Below are 16,481 nucleotides of genomic sequence, written 5' to 3' on the forward strand. Positions count from 1 at the left end.
AATAATGAAATACAATCAAATTAAAGACCTTTATAAAACAATATTTAAGTCTTATGATAAACCATCATTAGAAGAACATATTAAAAAAATTATTGAGCTAGATGAGTTTTTGCCTTATAGTTCTACATTTTTCTGTGTGACCAATACTCAAGATTTAAAATTTGAATTTATTAGTAAAAATTTCAGGACATGTTTAGGTTTAGATCCTATTGAGATGAAAACTAACGGAATGCGTTATTTTTGGAGTAGAATTCATCCTGATGATATTGAGAGCTGGTTAAAAGCGTTAAACAAACTTATGGAATTTACTCTTGGTGAAATTTCCGAAGAGAATAGAAAAAAAGCAAATTACACCTGGAATTTTAGATTTAAAAACGCAGCAGGATCGTATGTTAATATTGTTCAAAACACAACACCATTAGCATTTGATTCAGATGGAAAACCAATAATTGGCTTAGCACATTACACGGTTTTAGATCCTAAAATTAAAATGGAAATTACTGCATCTGCAAAACTTTTAAATGCTCAAAATGAATACGAAACCATTTATTTTGATAATTTTTCGCAAAAATTATTAAGCGATGGTATTAGTAATAGAGAGCGTGATGTGATTAGGTTATTACTGCTAGATTACTCCAGTAAGCTCATTTCAGAAAAACTAAGTATTAGTCCGCATACGGTAGATACACATCGCAGAAATATTTTAAAAAAACTTAATGTTTCTTCAACAGGAGAGCTTATTGGTATGCTTAAAATGAACCAACATTTTATATAAATTTTAAGAAATACTCAAATTGAGTATTGCACCACCCAATGAAATTAACGAATTTTGAATCGTTATTAATTGAATAGGGAAAAAATATGCTCATTCTATTTAGATTTTGTCGTCTATAGAGAATGGGCTTTTTTTATGTATAGCTTCTTAAACCTAGAAAAATAATAGTAATTCTTTAATCTAAATTGTACTTTTGTTTACGTATTATAATTAGAAAAATAAATAGTTTATGAAATCATACGATGTAGCAGTAATAGGTTCTGGACCTGGTGGATATGTAGCAGCAATTCGTTGCGCACAATTAGGAATGTCAACCGCAATCATTGAAAAATATTCTAAACTTGGTGGCACATGCTTAAACGTAGGTTGTATTCCAAGTAAAGCCCTTTTAGATTCATCTCATCACTACGAAGATGCAATTAAACATTTTGAAGAACATGGTATCGAGATTCCAGGCGAGATCAAAGTAAATTTAGAGAAAATGATTGCTCGTAAACGATCTGTTGTAGATCAAACTACAGGCGGAATTGATTTCTTAATGAAAAAAAATAAAATTGATGTCTACGAAGGTTTAGGGAGTTTTATTGATGCTACGCATATTTCTATCGACGGCAATGAGAAAACCGAAATAGAAGCAAAACATACTATAATTGCTACAGGATCAAAACCCGCTAACTTACCATTTATAAAGTTAGATAAAGAACGTATCATCACATCTACTGAAGCTCTTGAGCTTAAAGAAATCCCGAAACACTTAATCGTAATAGGAGGTGGTGTTATTGGTTTAGAACTGGGACAAGTGTATAAGCGTTTAGGAGCAGAAGTCACCGTTGTAGAATTTATGGATCGTATCATTGCTGGTATGGATGCAGGCTTATCAAAAGAATTAAACAAAGTATTTAAAAAGGCTAAGTTTAAAATGAATGTGTCTCATAAAGTCACATCTGTTGAGCGCAATGGAGATGAGGTAATCGTTACAGCCGAAAATAAAAAAGGTGAAGTTGTAGAGTTTAAAGGTGATTATTGTTTAGTAGCTGTTGGTCGTAAACCATATACAGAAGGACTTAACTTAGAAGCTGCAGGTGTAAAGGTTACAGATAGAGGTCAGGTAGAAACTAATGCTCACCTACAAACAAGTGCTAAAAATATTTATGCCATTGGTGATGTTGTAAAAGGCGCTATGTTAGCTCATAAAGCATCTGAAGAAGGAGTTTTAGTTGCAGAGCAATTAGCAGGTCAAAAACCACATATAGATTATAATTTAATTCCTGGTGTAGTTTATACATGGCCAGAAGTGGCTGCAGTTGGAAAAACTGAAGAAGAATTAAAAGCAGCAGGTGTTGCCTATAAAACAGGTCAATTTCCTATGCGAGCTTTAGGTAGAAGTAGAGCAAGTATGGATACAGACGGATTTGTAAAAATCCTAGCCGATGAAAAAACAGACGAAATTTTAGGTGTTCACATGATTGGAGCTCGTGCAGCAGATATGATTGCCGAAGCTGTTGTGGCCATGGAGTACAGAGCATCTGCCGAAGATGTAGCTCGTATGTCTCACGCACACCCAACATTTACAGAAGCTATTAAAGAAGCTGCTCTAGATGTAGATGATAGTGCACTGCATTTTTAAGTACACTAACATGTCGTTCTTAAAATGACATATAAAATTATAAGAAAGCGAATCAATTGATTCGCTTTTTTTGTGTCTTTTTTCTACGGAAATTGGAGGTTTTATTTGAGTTTTTAAAATACAACTTAATTTTTGTAAGATTTTAACAATTGTCTATAACAATTTAATATCTTTAAACACAAATAGTTAACCAGCCTCAACTACAGTTGTCAACTTAATTTGCTTTCAACTTATAAGAAAGTAAATGATTACATTATTTCGTCGTTTTAGACAGCGACTTCTCACCGAAAATAAATTTTCAAAATACCTCATCTATGCTATTGGTGAAATTATCCTTGTAGTGATTGGGATTTTAATTGCCTTAAATATTAATAATTGGAGTAATAACAGGCAACTACGCAAAACCGAACAAGCCTATTTGTTATCACTTCAAAGTGAGTTTAAAACCAATCTTGGTAAGTTAAATAAGACGATTTCAGAAAATAAAGAACTAATGCAAAACATAGAGGAATTGCTCACTTTATTTGATAGTAAAGTTCGTGATACCATAAGTGATAAAGGAATTTCAGATTTAATGTTTTCATTTTTTGGAAGCTCAGTAAGCTATCAACCTTCAAAAGGTGTATTAACCGATATTATTAGTTCAGGGAACCTTAATTTAATTCAAAATGAACAACTAAGACAACATCTTGCTTCTTTTGAAAGCACGTTAGATACATTTGAATTACAAGAAAAAGGTATTAATTCAATAAAAGAAGACATGTTTCATCTACTAAATATAAATGGAAACATACGAAAAGTACTATTTGATAGAGGTATTGATTTTGAACATCAATCTATTTCAGATACAGTTAGCAATAGAAACTTGTTTAGCTTAACAGAGTTTGAGAATAACCTTTTAAATTACTATTTGTCAATTAATGCTGCCAATGGCTCAAAAGTTTTTGGAGGTATAAAAGAGAACATAGAACTCATTTTAGTTGAACTAGATTCAGAAATAGAAAAATGATAAAATTCTTTAGAAAAATCCGCCAAAACCTAATTATGGAAAATAAAACAACCCAATACTTTAAATACGCTATTGGTGAAATATTTCTTGTTGTTATTGGTATTCTCATTGCGCTACAGATTAACAATTGGAATCAAGAAAGACTGCTGCAAAATGAAGAAAAAATTATTCTAAAAAATATACACACTGAATTTTTAGAAAATAAAGTTGCTTTAAAATTAGGTGTTGAAGAAAACAATCAAGGTTGCAAAGCTTCCATAGCGTTAATGAACCTTGTTGGACAAAAAAGAGAACTTATCCAACAACACAATTTGGATAGTTTGATGTATGTAATGCTAGAAACTGGTTCATTCAGACCTTCAGAAAATACAATTTCAGACTTATTACAGTCAGGTAAATTACAATTATTACAAAATGAAGATTTAAAAAATTTACTTTATAAATGGACAAGAACCCTAAAGAAAACTGATGTCAGTTACAGTAGAGTTGAATTAAAAATTGATAATGAATTAATTCCTTATTTATCAAAACATTATTCCATGAAAGATATCGATACGCATGGCGTGTTACAATGGAAAAGCAAAACCTTACTAAACATAGACAAGCTTTATATATTCGAAGACATACAATTTGAAAACATTATGGATGATTATTTATACAGGGTGAAATCGGCTAGCAATAACCTTAAGCAGTTAGAAATAATTATTGATGCCATAATTAAAGAAACAGAATGATAAAAATTTTTAGAAACATGAGAAAAAATCTTCTTAACGAAGGCAAAACCACAAAATACTTTAAATACGCCTTTGGCGAAATCATCCTAGTTGTTATTGGGATTCTCATTGCCCTACAAATTAATAATTGGAACCAAAAACGTCTTCAAAAGCTCACATTAAACAACTACTACGAACGTATGCACGAAGAGTTAGAAAGTAGTCGTGATAAACTAGACAATTTAATTAATGGGATTGATAGTTTAGTAATTCAAAATAGAAAAACGCTCGAAATATTAAGCTCTAACAACAAAGATTCTATACCAACACTGCAAAAAACCTTAGGAGCATTAGGTACTGCTTGGGTCAATAATTTTAATTACCCAATTGTTCAAGAATTTATGAATGAAGGCTATTTAGCTAAAGTAAATAACACCAAAATTAAAGACGAGCTGCAAGCATTTAGTTTTCAATTAAACCGTTTCAAGGCACTTGATAAAGGCATAGGTGATCAATATATATCAACTATAGATCCATTTATAATCAAAAATCTTAATTACTCACAAATTGCTCTAGATATGTATAAAGGCAGCCTCGTATCTGGAGGGCCTGAAACAGATTTTGATAAGCTATTTAATAATTTAGAAGCATGGAATATCATTACGCTTAAGTTAGAGATGCTTATTTATCAAAAGTACACTTTGCAAGAATTTAAAGCTATGAGAGAGCGCCTAATCAACTTATTAAATTCAGAGCTAAACTTGAAACCATGATTAAATTTTTTAGAAAAATACGATACGACCTTATGGAGAAAAACAAAACAACCCAATACTTTAAATACGCTATTGGTGAAATAGTACTTGTCGTCATTGGTATTCTCATTGCGCTACAGATTAATACTTGGAATGAAAACAGAAAGAATAGTCAATACGAACAGAACTATCTTCAAAGAATTCTAAAGGATTTACACAAAGACCAAACTGAACTTGAGATGCATTTTAATACAGACACGTTAAAACTAGATGCATTTACACAGATAATGCGTATACAAACGACTAATTCAATTACATCAAATCAACAAGCTTTTTTAACGGCTTCAAGTAAAGTTCAAAGGACCAACTGGTTTGAAGGCAATGATGTGGTATTCAATGAAATGAAATTTTCTGGTAAGTTAGCGTTAATCGCTTCAGAGGAATTAAGAGAAAGTATACAAAATTATTATAAGCAAGTAGAAGAGGTTATAAAACAAGAAAACACCTACATTGCCATACAGACAAGTGCCTATTACAGATTGCGTGATTGTATGGGTGATGCCTTTATATATGAGGCTTCTATGGCACCACGATGGAATTCAAATACTAACGTGGTCACTCATGAAGATATCATTCACTTTTATGATAATTTAAATGACGTTCAAAAAAAAGAAGTATTTAAAGATTTTACCATACTAAAAGCAAACATTTTGTACAGTAACAACGTTAGAGCGACCCTCGACGAAAAAGGTAAAGCAACAATTAAAATCATAAATGATTATTTAGAGAAGCAGAAATAAGAACATAATCACTAAAGTGTAAACATGGTAAATTTTTTTAGACGCATAAGACAGCAATTACTCTCTAAAAACAAATTTAGTAAATATCTAATTTATGCCATTGGCGAAATAGTATTAGTAATTATAGGTATACTTATAGCGTTAGCCATTAACGAAAATGCACAAAACAACAATAATTTAAAATTACGCGACCTATATATCATTCAGTTAAATGACGAAGCAAATCGTAACATAGAACGATTAATAGAGCATAAAGATTTTACAGCTGTAATGCTTAAAGAAATTGATACGTTAGTGAATATATTATACTTTAAAGACTACGATAACCCAAAAATTGCCGAAAAATCAGATAGGATAATGCATACTAGCTACATAAACCCAACAATGATAACTTATGAAAATTTGAAATTTTCTGGAGACTTAAAGTTGTTTGATGATTTAAACTTGCGTAATGCTATTTCAGAACCATATGAAACATTTAATGATATAAAAACCGTTGAAGATTTAGATTTTCAAGGGTTCAAAGATTATTACGAGAATTTTTTAATTAAAAACGTGAGCTTTTTTGAAATGCAGTTAAGCTCAAAAAATTATGCAAAAGAAATCCATTTTCAAAATTATATTTTAGCACGACGAACCTCTTTAAATCTCAACAAAGAAGCTTATGAACGTTCAATCAAATCCTTTAATAAACTAAAAGCTATTTTTGCAGCATTTGATAAAAATAATAGTAACTAATATAAAAATTTTAATAAGTATTTAAATCACAAAAATCCTAGATTTACAATTCCTTAATCAAATCATAAATGCGTAAACGATTACTGTAATCATAGGCATTGACATCTCTAACAAAGCAAAATTCACTTATTTGTTCTTTTTTTACTTTTTCTGAAAGTTGTTCAACTGTAAATGGGCCAAACTCTTTAGATTTTTCTACGTAGTAAAACTCATGATCGTAAATTAAATTTGAGACCTTTCGTTTGTATTTTTCTCTTAAAAAGGTTTGCACATCTTCAACAGAGTTTAAATCTTCGGTATAATTTGTTGTATTAATAAAAAGCGCAAATTCTTCTTTATTTTGGTGGTTAAGCACTAAAACATCATCATCTTTAAAATACACTTTTACAGTGATAAGTCCATCTTCAGTCTCAATTGAAAAAATGTTTTGAATATCTATAGTCCAAGAGGTTTCAATAGAATAGTCTTTTCTAGAAATCTCTAAAATATTGTCGTCTTTAAAGGTGTAGGTAGATTTTTTTTTAGAAATTCCATTTACTAATACCCAAGCTTTATCAATAAATAACGACTTATAATGTAGCGAATAATTAAACGGTTTTAAATTAGGAATAGTGTTGTGTAGGTATTCTTTCATTAATAAGCAGACTTTAAAATAGATGGTGATTACTTAGGCAACGTGTAAATTACGTTTTTATTGACTAAACCTAAAATTTTTCGAGCTGTTTTAAAACTTCTTTTTTATACGATCTACTTATTGGTAAGGTTTGATTGTTAATTGTAATATGCTCGTTTGTAAACGATTTAATGTGATTTATAGAAATGATATACGAGCGATGAATACGCATAAACAAACGCTTAGGTAATTTTGCTTCAATCGCACTTATCGTTTCTCTAGTGACAATAGTTTGGTGCTCTAAGTGTATTTTTAAATAATCACTATAACTCTCTATATAATAAATAGAACGATAATCTATTTTAATCATTTTGCGATCTGATCTCACAAACATAAATTCTGAAATGTCATGAGTTGAGGTCTTGGAGTTGGTTACATTTCCGTAGATATCAAAATACGTATCTAGCGCTTTTTTTAATCGCTCAAACGAAATGGGTTTTAATAAATAATCTACAGCTTTTAGTTCAAAACCCTCAACAGCATAGTCTCTATAGGCAGTTGTGAAAATGACTTTAATGTTGCTATTTATAGATTTAGCGAATGAAATACCAGAAATTTCAGGCATGTTGATATCTAAAAACACCAAATCAATGTTTTGATTACTAATATGGTTAAAAGCCTCTAACGCATTACTACAGCTGGCAATCACATGTATGTTTTTGATTTTAGATAAATGCGTGGCAATAATTTCTCTTGCAATAGATTCATCATCAACAATTAAACACGATATCATTTGATGTTTAGTCATTACCAACCGTTTTAAGATTTAAATCTACCTCAAAAGTAGCTTCATTATTAAATATAGACAGTTCGTGTTTGTTAGGATATAATAATTCTAGTCGCTTTTTAATGTTATCTAATCCAATCCCATGTTGTGCCGTTTGGTTTTTAGAATTAGAATTTTTTATTCGGAAATGTACCGTATCCAAACCAGCAGTGAGTTGTATTTCAATGTGTAACTTACCATGTTTAATACTACCATGTTTAAAGCTGTTTTCTATAAAAGGAAGTAATAGCATAGGAGCAATAGTTGTGGTATTTGATTCTAAATTTACATCTATTTCAACACGTAAGGTGTCGTTAAAACGCATTTTTTCTAAAGCGATATAATCTTTAATATGTTCGATTTCTTCATGAATTGGAACCATTGGTTTTTCGGTTTGATATAATAAATAATCTAATAAATTAGACAGTTTTAATATCATATCTGGCGTTTGTTCAGCTTTTTTTAGTGCTAAACCATACATCGTGTTTAAAGTGTTAAACAAAAAATGCGGATGAATTTGCGTTTTCAAATAATTGAGTTCTTGTTCCTTTAATTTGAGTTGCGTGTTTAATATTTTGGTTTCTAGTATTTTGGTTGTTGACGCTTGCTTTAAATTAAGTTTTAATAATTTAAATGCACTTACCACAACAACTACCAAATACACAGCAGTAGCTATAAAAATGATGTTTTTTGTAGCAGGATTCATTGCGCTATATTCAAAATTTGAAATGTAAATAAGACTAAAAAAGATAGACACCATAAGTAAATACAACGAAATAATAAAGGTGTATAAACTGTAAAGTCCAAATTGCCAATACTTTTTTGTAATTAAATAATCGGGTATTAATTTGTAAGCAGAAACATACGTCGTTGCAATAGTTGTTGGCATAATAAATATTGAAAAAAGTAGCGTATCATTAAAGCTAGCGCTATTTGTTCTAAAAAAATAGGTGTAAAAAAATAAAACACTAGCCCAAAAGAGTAGGTGTAATAAAACCTGTCCTATTTTTTTTATAATAACTTGGTTCGTAAACATGGGTAGTTTCTTCTATACAATAATACCATATTTTTTTTCTCAAACATATCAAATAGAGATGAACAACCAATTTAGTAAGGGTTTTGACATTAATGTTAAATCCAGTAGATAAATGGTTGTTGGTCGCATTTAATTAATATCAAAGGCCTTAATTTTTAAGTTTGAGCATGTTTAACTAAATTTATAATTATGAATACACTAACAATTTCATGTCAAAGTCTCTTTACGCAATCTATCGCAACAAATCTATTTATGGATGGAGGTCCATTATTTATGACGCTTATTTTATTATGCCTTTTAGCATCATTAGTGTTTATAATTATTGGTTTTATGAAAACAACGTCTGCACTACCAAAGGCGAGAAAAATGATGAGTCTAGCAGTAGATTCTAGTTTATTAGCACTTGTTATAGGTTTTCTAGGATCTGTAATTGGATTAATCACAGCTTTCGATTCTGTAGAAGCCATGGGAAATCCTGATCCTGCAATTTTTGCTGGCGGACTCAAAGTGTCGTTGTTAACAGCAACTTTTGGTCTCTTCAGCTTTGTTATCGCGAGGCTAGGAATTCTTATATTAAGATTGAGGTTACCTGTGAAAGATATTTCAGAATAAATAGCACCTTCAATTTCAAATTTATAAAAAGCGAACTTTTAAAAGTTCGCTTTTTTTTATCATTTATAGTTCACGCGAGTATTTAATTTCATAATTTTAACCTACTATTCAAATTAAATGTGACCTAACTATATTTTGAGTGTCCTAATACAAACAATATAATCAATTTATAATATTTGCAACCCTCTAATGACATTGTAAAATTATCAGATGAAGATCTGGTAAGTGCTATTGTTAAAACAAATGATACCATGCTTTTTGAAGTATTGTATGATCGTTTTGCAACGTTGGTATATAATAAATGCTATGGGTTTGCTAAAGATGGAGATGAGGCAAAAGACTTAACTCAAGATATCTTTTTGAAGCTTTTTGTAAAGTTGGCTAGCTTTAAGGGTAACTCAAAATTTTCAACTTGGCTATATGCCTTTACGTATAACCATTGTGTTAATTATGTAACCAGAAATACAGCTAAAAAATTTGAAAAACAATCTGTAGATTATGCAGATATTGAGAACATATCTGAAGACGTTGATGATTCGTCAGATTTTACAAACATGCGAGTGGATCAACTCAAAAAAGCATTAGAACTTGTATCTCCAGATGAAAAAATGATACTATTACTAAAATATCAAGATAACCTTACTATTAAGGAAATTGAAAGTGTTTTAGGTGTAGGGCAAAGCGCAGTGAAAATGAGAATTAAACGCGCTAAAGATAAATTGTTAACTGTGTATAATAATAACCTTGACTAATGGAAAATCCTTTTAAAGACATAGATCAGCCATTGAAGTCAGTTCCACCAGAACTGAAGTCAAAAGTTATGAACGATATTGCTATTGCTAAGCTTATCATGGAGTTGGCAGAGTTGTTTTCATATAATTTAGGGGATGTTATCGAGACAGTAATGAGTAAAAGAGATAAAAAGTAAAAGCTATTAAAATAATAAATCATGGATAAATTAACTGAATATAAGGATACTGCAATGGGCTCACTATCTACTATGTGGCCAGAAATTATCAATATGGCTACAAATGTTGCCATCGCTATAGTAATACTTGTTTTGGGATGGCTTGCAGCAAAAGTCGTAACTCGAATTATTAAAAAAGCGCTTAAACTTGCTAAAGTGCACAAACTAGATGAGAAAATTAATGAGATTGAGATTGTAGAAGGGAAGCAGCTCAATTTTAATTCGGTAAAAATTATAACAAAATTTGTTAAACTCATTATTTACATCATGGTAATTATCATGATTTCTGATGTTTTAGGTCTAGACATGCTATCAGAAAAAATAGGAGAATTTTTAACGTATTTACCTAAGTTATTGGTCGCACTTGTCATTTTTATGATAGGACTGCTATTTGCTAATTTTGTTAAAAAAGGTTTACAATCTCTATTTGATTCTATGGATTTATCTGGAGGTAAAATGTTAAGCCAACTTGTATTTTTTCTATTACTTACATTTATTTCTATAACCGCTTTAAATCAAGCAGGCATAAATACAGATATCATTACAAGTAATTTGACAATGATTTTAGCTGCCTTTTTATTAGCCTTTTCTTTGGCTTTTGGCTTGGGAGCAAAAGAAGTTGTTGGAGACTTATTAAAAACGTTTTACACTAGAAAAACATTTGAAGTAGGCAAGAAAATTGAATTTGAAGGTAAAGTGTACGAGATAGATTCTATAAATAATATCTCTGTGGTTTTAAAATCTAACGAAGGTAAAGTCATCGTACCAGTTAAGGATATTGTAGAAAACCATATTAAGGTCGTAGACTAAACATTATTTTTTAGGGATTATGTTATAAAAAGTTTAGTCTCTTCAAGGTTTTCTCTAATCCCTTGTCATTAATTTGATAAGGGATTAACTGCGGAAATGTAACAACTCCAAAACCTTTAAATTGTATTACAAAATGTCATTTAATACAACAGCTAATCTAATGCCAGCTTTTTGCAATTGAGCTCTCGCTATATTTAAATATTTGTAAGAATAGCGACCACGTAAATTCTCCCCTTTTTTTGCCGAACCATATACTTGTACAGTCAATGCATGTGTTTCTGCAATCCAATCTAAAATAGTGCCTTTTTGTAGCTCTTTTATTTCTGTTTTAGTAAGAAATTCAGCATTATCTGACAGTTCTGAATAACTCATTCCGTAAGATTCAATCATTTGTGTGTCCCAAACTCTGTGTAAATTAGAATCTTTATAATTCCATTGTACATCAAAATCATTTCCACCACGATCGTCTAATAATCCTAAGTGCATAGGTTGATGTAAATCTCCAATGAGATGAATAAGTAATTTTAAATAAAACGCTTTATCCTCATCTGTAGATAGGTCGTTAGTAATCTTGTCTTTGCAAAATTCAATTCCTGTGACCAAATCACCTTTAGGGTTTTTGTTAGAAGACTCATAAGTACCATCTAAAGGCATGTTAAGATAATGCCATGCACTAAATTCCTTATAGCGAGAATCTGATTTAATCTCATCGGCATAAGTAGATACAAAAGCTAAAGACTCATGATGTAATAACTTTTTAAGCTGTCGTTTTGTACTCCCTTTTAAATAATTATCTGCTATGGCACCAACCACACGATGTCCAGTTTTACCCCAAACAGGAGGTGTTTCAGCATGCATGTTGAAATTAGACAACAAGAAAAATAGGATTAAAAAAATATATTTCATTAGGATGTAATTGAGAGATTTAATTTTTAAAATTTGAACATTGAAGACTTCCCTATGTAAGAGTAAGCATGGTAAACTAGAGGCTAAGCCCTTATTTCTTATTACGCTTATTATAATTTTTATCACCTCGAGTTTTAGGCTTCTTGTATTTTGCAGCAATTTTGAATTTGTAAGAACCACCAAGATTTTCCTTTTTATTTTTGTCCTTCTTTTCATGAAAAGCTGGTCCAGGAGCATCGAGATCTCGTTGTTTTATAGGATTGTTACGTTCTCTTATTTGCGGACGCTCTTCTTCAATGAGTTCTTTAGAGACTTTTACATTTTCAGGGAAATCAAGTAATTTAATTTTCATATCCATATAAGACTCTATGTTCTCAATAGATTCTTGCTCTTTTTCCGTAGAAAAAGAAATCGCATGACCTGGTTGCTCTGCACGACCAGTTCTACCAATTCTATGCATGTAATTTTCTGGATATTTTGGTGTGTCAAAGTTAATCACCTGGCTAATATTCTCAATATCCAATCCACGAGCCATAACATCTGTAGCAATCAAAATTCTATTCTCTCCAGCTCTAAATTGCTCTATACTTCGTAGTCTATAATTTTGAGTTTTATTAGAGTGAATCACACAAGATTGCTCAGGGAATAATTCTTCTAATTGGTCAAACAGCAAATCTGCCATACGTTTAAAGGCCACAAAAATAAGTACTTTGTTAAAGGTTTGCGTATCGTGGAGCAAATGTTCTAACAAGTTTACCTTTGTATAAAAATTAGCCACATCATAACGCTCTTGCTCAATATTATCGAGAGGTGTACCCGAAACTGCAATAGTTACTTTTTTAGGTTTCTTAAAAAAGTCTACAATTAAATCATCTACATCTTCTGTCATGGTTGCAGAAAACATAATGTTTTGTCGACGAGGTGGTAAAATGTCAAAAATGTTTAAAAGTTGATGCCTAAACCCTAAATCTAGCATCACATCAACTTCATCAATCACTAATTTTTGAATAGACTTTAATTGTAAAACACGACTTACAGCCAAATCAAAAAGCCTTCCTGGAGTCGCAACAATAATATCTTGTCCGCCAGCAATAGCCTGTTTTTGAGTGTTAATATTGGTACCACCATAAACGCCTAAAACTCTTACGTTGATGTAAGCAGCTAGTTTTTCAATTTCATCAACAACCTGTACAACAAGTTCTCGTGTTGGCACTAAAACTAAAATTCTAGGGTTATCTTGAGTAGAATATTTTAAGTGACGCAAAATAGGAAGCATGTAAGCAAACGTCTTACCTGTACCTGTTTGGGCAATACCAACGACATCTTTTCCAGAGGACACAATATTAAAAGCTTGCGCTTGGATTGGTGTTGGGTATTCAAAACCTAAATCACCTAAGGCATTGTACAAAGGTGTGTTTAAATTTAAATCGGTAAAAGTGGTTTGTTGTTCCATGGTGCAAAGATAATTTTTTACTTCGGAAAAACAGACTTGTTAATGACCACATTAATTCAGAAATTTGTTTTTCATAATTTATACGATTGAGACAGGTCAAAAAACAACATATTTCTAATCCAGATACTTTTAAAAAGCAACTCCTTAATTGGAGTACACAGTTTGACGAAGTGATGTGGTTAGATAGTAATAACTATGAACAAAAATACAGCTCTTATGATGCGGTTTTGGCAGTTGAAGCATTTACTATTTTTCAAACCGATTATTTTGATGCGTTTGATCAACTCAAAGAATATCAAACGTCAACCAACGATTGGATTTTTGGATATTTAACCTATGATCTCAAAAATGATGTAGAACATCTTACCTCTAAAAACCCTGACGATTTAAGGTTTCCTGAGCTTTTTTTCTTTCAACCTAAAAAGATTTTTTTCCTAAAAGGAAATGTGCTAGAAACGCACTATCTCAATATGATTGATGAGGAGTTAAAACAAGATTTAAGCGATATTAATAGCATTGGTGAGAAGTTTGAAGGTCATCCTGTTTCCGAAGAAAATAACATTAAAATAAAACTACGCATTCATAAAGACGAGTATTTCAATAAGCTCAATACCATGTTATCTCATATTCATAGAGGTGATATTTATGAAGCTAATTTTTGTCAGGAGTTTTATGCAGAAGACACAACAATTAACCCTTTAGAGACGTATCAAAAACTAAACGCTATTTCAAAACCACCATTTGCAACCTTTATGCGCGTTTATGATAAGTATTTATTATCTGCTTCACCAGAGCGTTATATCAAAAAAGAGGGTTTAAAAATAACATCGCAGCCCATAAAAGGGACTGCCAAACGCTCTAAAAATAAAGAAGAAGACGAGGCTTTGATGAAGCACCTTTCCGAAGATATAAAAGAGCGTAGCGAAAACGTAATGATTGTAGATTTGGTGAGAAATGACCTTTCAAAAACGGCTACCAAAGGCAGTGTAATTGTTGAAGAACTGTGTAAAGTGTATAGCTTTGATCAAGTGCATCAAATGATTTCTACGGTAACATCACAGGTTAAGGAGTCAACTCATCCTGTAGATATTATTAAAACAACGTTCCCAATGGGAAGTATGACTGGCGCTCCAAAAATTAGTGCCATGAAGATTATTGAAGAGTTGGAAGAGACAAAACGCGGACTCTACTCTGGTGCTGTTGGTTATTTTTCACCAGATAATGATTTTGATTTTAACGTCGTCATACGAAGTATTTTATATAATGAGACTAATAAATATGTGTCGTATTCTGTAGGTGGCGCAATTACTGCTAAAAGTGAACCCATTAAAGAATATGAAGAATGCTTAGTTAAAGCAAAGGCAATGCGTGAGGTTTTAGAGAATTAATTGTCGTTTTTGGTAAATAAACAATTAATAAATTATCTTTGGTTTAGTGCTAAAATTCTTCAATAATCATATCGACAATAAACTATCTTTTTTAAAAAGTAGTAAGTTGCTTATTGCAATATCTGGTGGTTTGGATAGTGTGATTTTAACGCATTTATGCCACCAATTAAACCTCAATATAGCTTTAGCACATTGTAATTTTAATTTACGTGGTAGCGAAAGTGATGCAGATGAGAATTTTGTTATAACATTGGCAGACCGTTTAGATTTAGAAGTGTTTGTAGAGCATTTTTCTACGATAGATTATGCAAGCCAACAAAAACTCTCAACTCAAATGGCAGCTAGAGAATTACGATATAATTGGTTTTCTGATTTAGCCATAAGTTTAAAATTTGATTACATTTTAACAGCACATCATGCAGACGATAATTTAGAAACATTTTTAATTAATCTCACTAGAGGAACAGGATTAAGCGGATTAACAGGAATCCCAGAAGTAAATGATACTATCGTGCGACCATTATTACCATTTTCAAGAGACACGTTAGAACATTATGCTAAAGAGCAAAATTTACAATGGCGAGAAGATAGTAGTAATGCATCAGATAAATATTTGAGAAACAAATTACGTCATCATGTGATTCCGGTTTTAAAAGAGACGAATCCAAACTTGCTTAAAAATTTTAAAACCACTTTAGATAACCTCAATGATTCACGAGATATTGTGGACGAAAGTATTAATAATGTTGTAAAACGCGCAATTGATGAGACAGATGATAATCAATTAAAATTTAAAATTTCCGAATTAAAAAAGTTAGATAATCTCAAAGCATACCTTTTTGAATTGTTTAATGCGTATAATTTTACAGAGTGGAATGATGTTTTGAATTTGCTAGATGCACAATCTGGTAAACAAATTTTGTCCCAAACTCATAGGTTAATAAAAGATAGAGAACATTTAATTTTAATAGAATTGAATGTTGTTGATACATGTTATTTAGAGCGCAACAAAGAATCTATAAAAATTAAAGCAACTACAAAGCATTTAAAAACTCCAGCAGGAATGCTGTTTTTTGACGAAGCCGATGCAATTTTTGGTAGACGAACCCATGTGATTTTTGTAGACAAGGATAAATTGAAATTCCCTCTAGAATTAAGACAGTGGAAAAAAGGAGATGCCTTTTACCCTTTAGGAATGAAAGGTAAAAAGAAACTCAGCAAATACTTTAAAGATGAGAAATTATCTTTGGTAGATAAAGAAAATGTATGGTTGCTCATTTCTGAAGACAATATCGTTTGGGTGATAGATAGAAGAGCCGATGAACGGTTTAAGGTTACCAAAAAGACCAAACATATTTTAAAAATTGAAATAAATTAAAGATGCTTCGTTGCGCACTGAATGGGATAAAAATTTTCATTTAAACAAAAAGCACGACTTCATAATCTCATTAATATT

18 protein-coding genes are annotated in these 16,481 nt (G+C 31.1%); 13 read left to right on the forward strand and 5 right to left on the reverse strand.

Going from position 1 to position 16,481, the window contains the following annotated elements:
* Positions 1-4: 4 nt before the first annotated feature.
* From TD29_RS08585 to TD29_RS08615, 7 genes are all read left to right on the forward strand, one after another.
* Entirely contained in the window at positions 5-775 is a 771-nt protein-coding gene (locus TD29_RS08585) for a LuxR C-terminal-related transcriptional regulator (RefSeq protein ID WP_040280053.1), read from the forward strand.
* A gap of 229 nt (positions 776-1,004) precedes the next feature.
* A complete protein-coding gene (lpdA, locus tag TD29_RS08590; RefSeq protein ID WP_040280055.1) occupies positions 1,005-2,402 on the forward strand; it encodes a dihydrolipoyl dehydrogenase in 1,398 nt (465 codons plus the stop codon).
* A 244-nt stretch (positions 2,403-2,646) separates the two neighbouring features.
* A complete protein-coding gene (locus TD29_RS17865) occupies positions 2,647-3,411 on the forward strand; it encodes a DUF6090 family protein (RefSeq protein ID WP_052467033.1) in 765 nt (254 codons plus the stop codon).
* A gap of 35 nt (positions 3,412-3,446) precedes the next feature.
* The gene (locus tag TD29_RS18645) at positions 3,447-4,145 is read left to right on the forward strand and encodes a hypothetical protein (protein WP_162483904.1); all 699 of its coding nucleotides are present in this window, start codon (positions 3,447-3,449) and stop codon (positions 4,143-4,145) included.
* A gap of 17 nt (positions 4,146-4,162) precedes the next feature.
* The gene (locus tag TD29_RS18650) at positions 4,163-4,897 is read left to right on the forward strand and encodes a hypothetical protein (RefSeq protein ID WP_162483905.1); all 735 of its coding nucleotides are present in this window, start codon (positions 4,163-4,165) and stop codon (positions 4,895-4,897) included.
* The gene (locus TD29_RS17875; protein WP_052467035.1) at positions 4,894-5,676 is read left to right on the forward strand and encodes a DUF6090 family protein; all 783 of its coding nucleotides are present in this window, start codon (positions 4,894-4,896) and stop codon (positions 5,674-5,676) included. Before TD29_RS18650 ends, TD29_RS17875 begins: the two co-directional genes overlap by 4 nt.
* 24 nt (positions 5,677-5,700) lie before the next feature.
* Positions 5,701-6,414, forward strand: coding sequence for a hypothetical protein (locus TD29_RS08615; protein WP_040280058.1), 714 nt, complete (start codon positions 5,701-5,703; stop codon positions 6,412-6,414).
* A gap of 43 nt (positions 6,415-6,457) precedes the next feature.
* On the opposite strand, the gene TD29_RS08620 is transcribed toward TD29_RS08615, so the two are convergent.
* The 3 genes from TD29_RS08620 to TD29_RS08630 form a co-directional block, all read right to left on the reverse strand.
* The gene (locus tag TD29_RS08620) at positions 6,458-7,048 is read right to left on the reverse strand and encodes a hypothetical protein (RefSeq protein WP_040280059.1); all 591 of its coding nucleotides are present in this window, start codon (positions 7,046-7,048) and stop codon (positions 6,458-6,460) included.
* A 70-nt stretch (positions 7,049-7,118) separates the two neighbouring features.
* A complete protein-coding gene (locus TD29_RS08625; RefSeq protein WP_040280060.1) occupies positions 7,119-7,835 on the reverse strand; it encodes a LytR/AlgR family response regulator transcription factor in 717 nt (238 codons plus the stop codon).
* On the reverse strand, positions 7,828-8,742 hold the full coding sequence (locus tag TD29_RS08630) for a sensor histidine kinase (protein WP_241485258.1): 915 nt from the start codon (positions 8,740-8,742) through the stop codon (positions 7,828-7,830). The genes TD29_RS08625 and TD29_RS08630 overlap by 8 nt, the downstream gene beginning before the upstream one ends.
* Positions 8,743-9,078: 336 nt before the next feature.
* Here TD29_RS08630 and TD29_RS08635 point away from each other — a divergent pair, with 336 nt between their 5' ends.
* The 4 genes from TD29_RS08635 (at position 9,079) to TD29_RS08645 (ending at position 11,278) form a co-directional block, all read left to right on the forward strand.
* On the forward strand, positions 9,079-9,501 hold the full coding sequence (locus TD29_RS08635; RefSeq protein ID WP_040280062.1) for a MotA/TolQ/ExbB proton channel family protein: 423 nt from the start codon (positions 9,079-9,081) through the stop codon (positions 9,499-9,501).
* A gap of 176 nt (positions 9,502-9,677) precedes the next feature.
* On the forward strand, positions 9,678-10,253 hold the full coding sequence (locus tag TD29_RS08640; RefSeq protein WP_040280064.1) for an RNA polymerase sigma factor: 576 nt from the start codon (positions 9,678-9,680) through the stop codon (positions 10,251-10,253).
* A 32-nt stretch (positions 10,254-10,285) separates the two neighbouring features.
* Positions 10,286-10,429: a hypothetical protein gene (locus tag TD29_RS18655; RefSeq protein WP_162483906.1), complete on the forward strand. Its 144-nt coding sequence runs from the start codon at positions 10,286-10,288 to the stop codon at positions 10,427-10,429.
* 21 nt (positions 10,430-10,450) lie between these two features.
* Positions 10,451-11,278 carry a mechanosensitive ion channel family protein gene (locus TD29_RS08645; protein ID WP_040280065.1) on the forward strand — a complete coding sequence of 276 codons (828 nt, stop codon included), beginning with the start codon at positions 10,451-10,453 and terminating at the stop codon, positions 11,276-11,278.
* Positions 11,279-11,404: 126 nt separating this feature from the next.
* On the opposite strand, the gene TD29_RS08650 is transcribed toward TD29_RS08645, so the two are convergent.
* Positions 11,405-12,184, reverse strand: a complete 780-nt coding sequence (locus TD29_RS08650; RefSeq protein WP_040280066.1) for a S1/P1 nuclease — start codon at positions 12,182-12,184, stop codon at positions 11,405-11,407.
* 91 nt (positions 12,185-12,275) lie between these two features.
* Positions 12,276-13,637, reverse strand: a complete 1,362-nt coding sequence (locus TD29_RS08655) for a DEAD/DEAH box helicase (protein ID WP_040280067.1) — start codon at positions 13,635-13,637, stop codon at positions 12,276-12,278.
* Between the two features lie 86 nt (positions 13,638-13,723).
* On the opposite strand from TD29_RS08655, the gene TD29_RS08660 reads away from it, so the two are divergent.
* Together TD29_RS08660 and tilS are read left to right on the forward strand one after the other, a co-directional pair.
* The gene (locus TD29_RS08660) at positions 13,724-15,025 is read left to right on the forward strand and encodes an anthranilate synthase component I family protein (protein WP_052467036.1); all 1,302 of its coding nucleotides are present in this window, start codon (positions 13,724-13,726) and stop codon (positions 15,023-15,025) included.
* Positions 15,026-15,131: 106 nt separating this feature from the next.
* Positions 15,132-16,403, forward strand: a complete 1,272-nt coding sequence (gene tilS, locus TD29_RS08665; RefSeq protein WP_241485259.1) for a tRNA lysidine(34) synthetase TilS — start codon at positions 15,132-15,134, stop codon at positions 16,401-16,403.
* Positions 16,404-16,481 lie beyond the last annotated feature (78 nt).

Origin of the sequence: Psychroserpens damuponensis (assembly GCF_000826655.1) — a bacterium.
GTDB classification, from domain to species: Bacteria; Bacteroidota; Bacteroidia; order Flavobacteriales; family Flavobacteriaceae; genus Psychroserpens; species Psychroserpens damuponensis.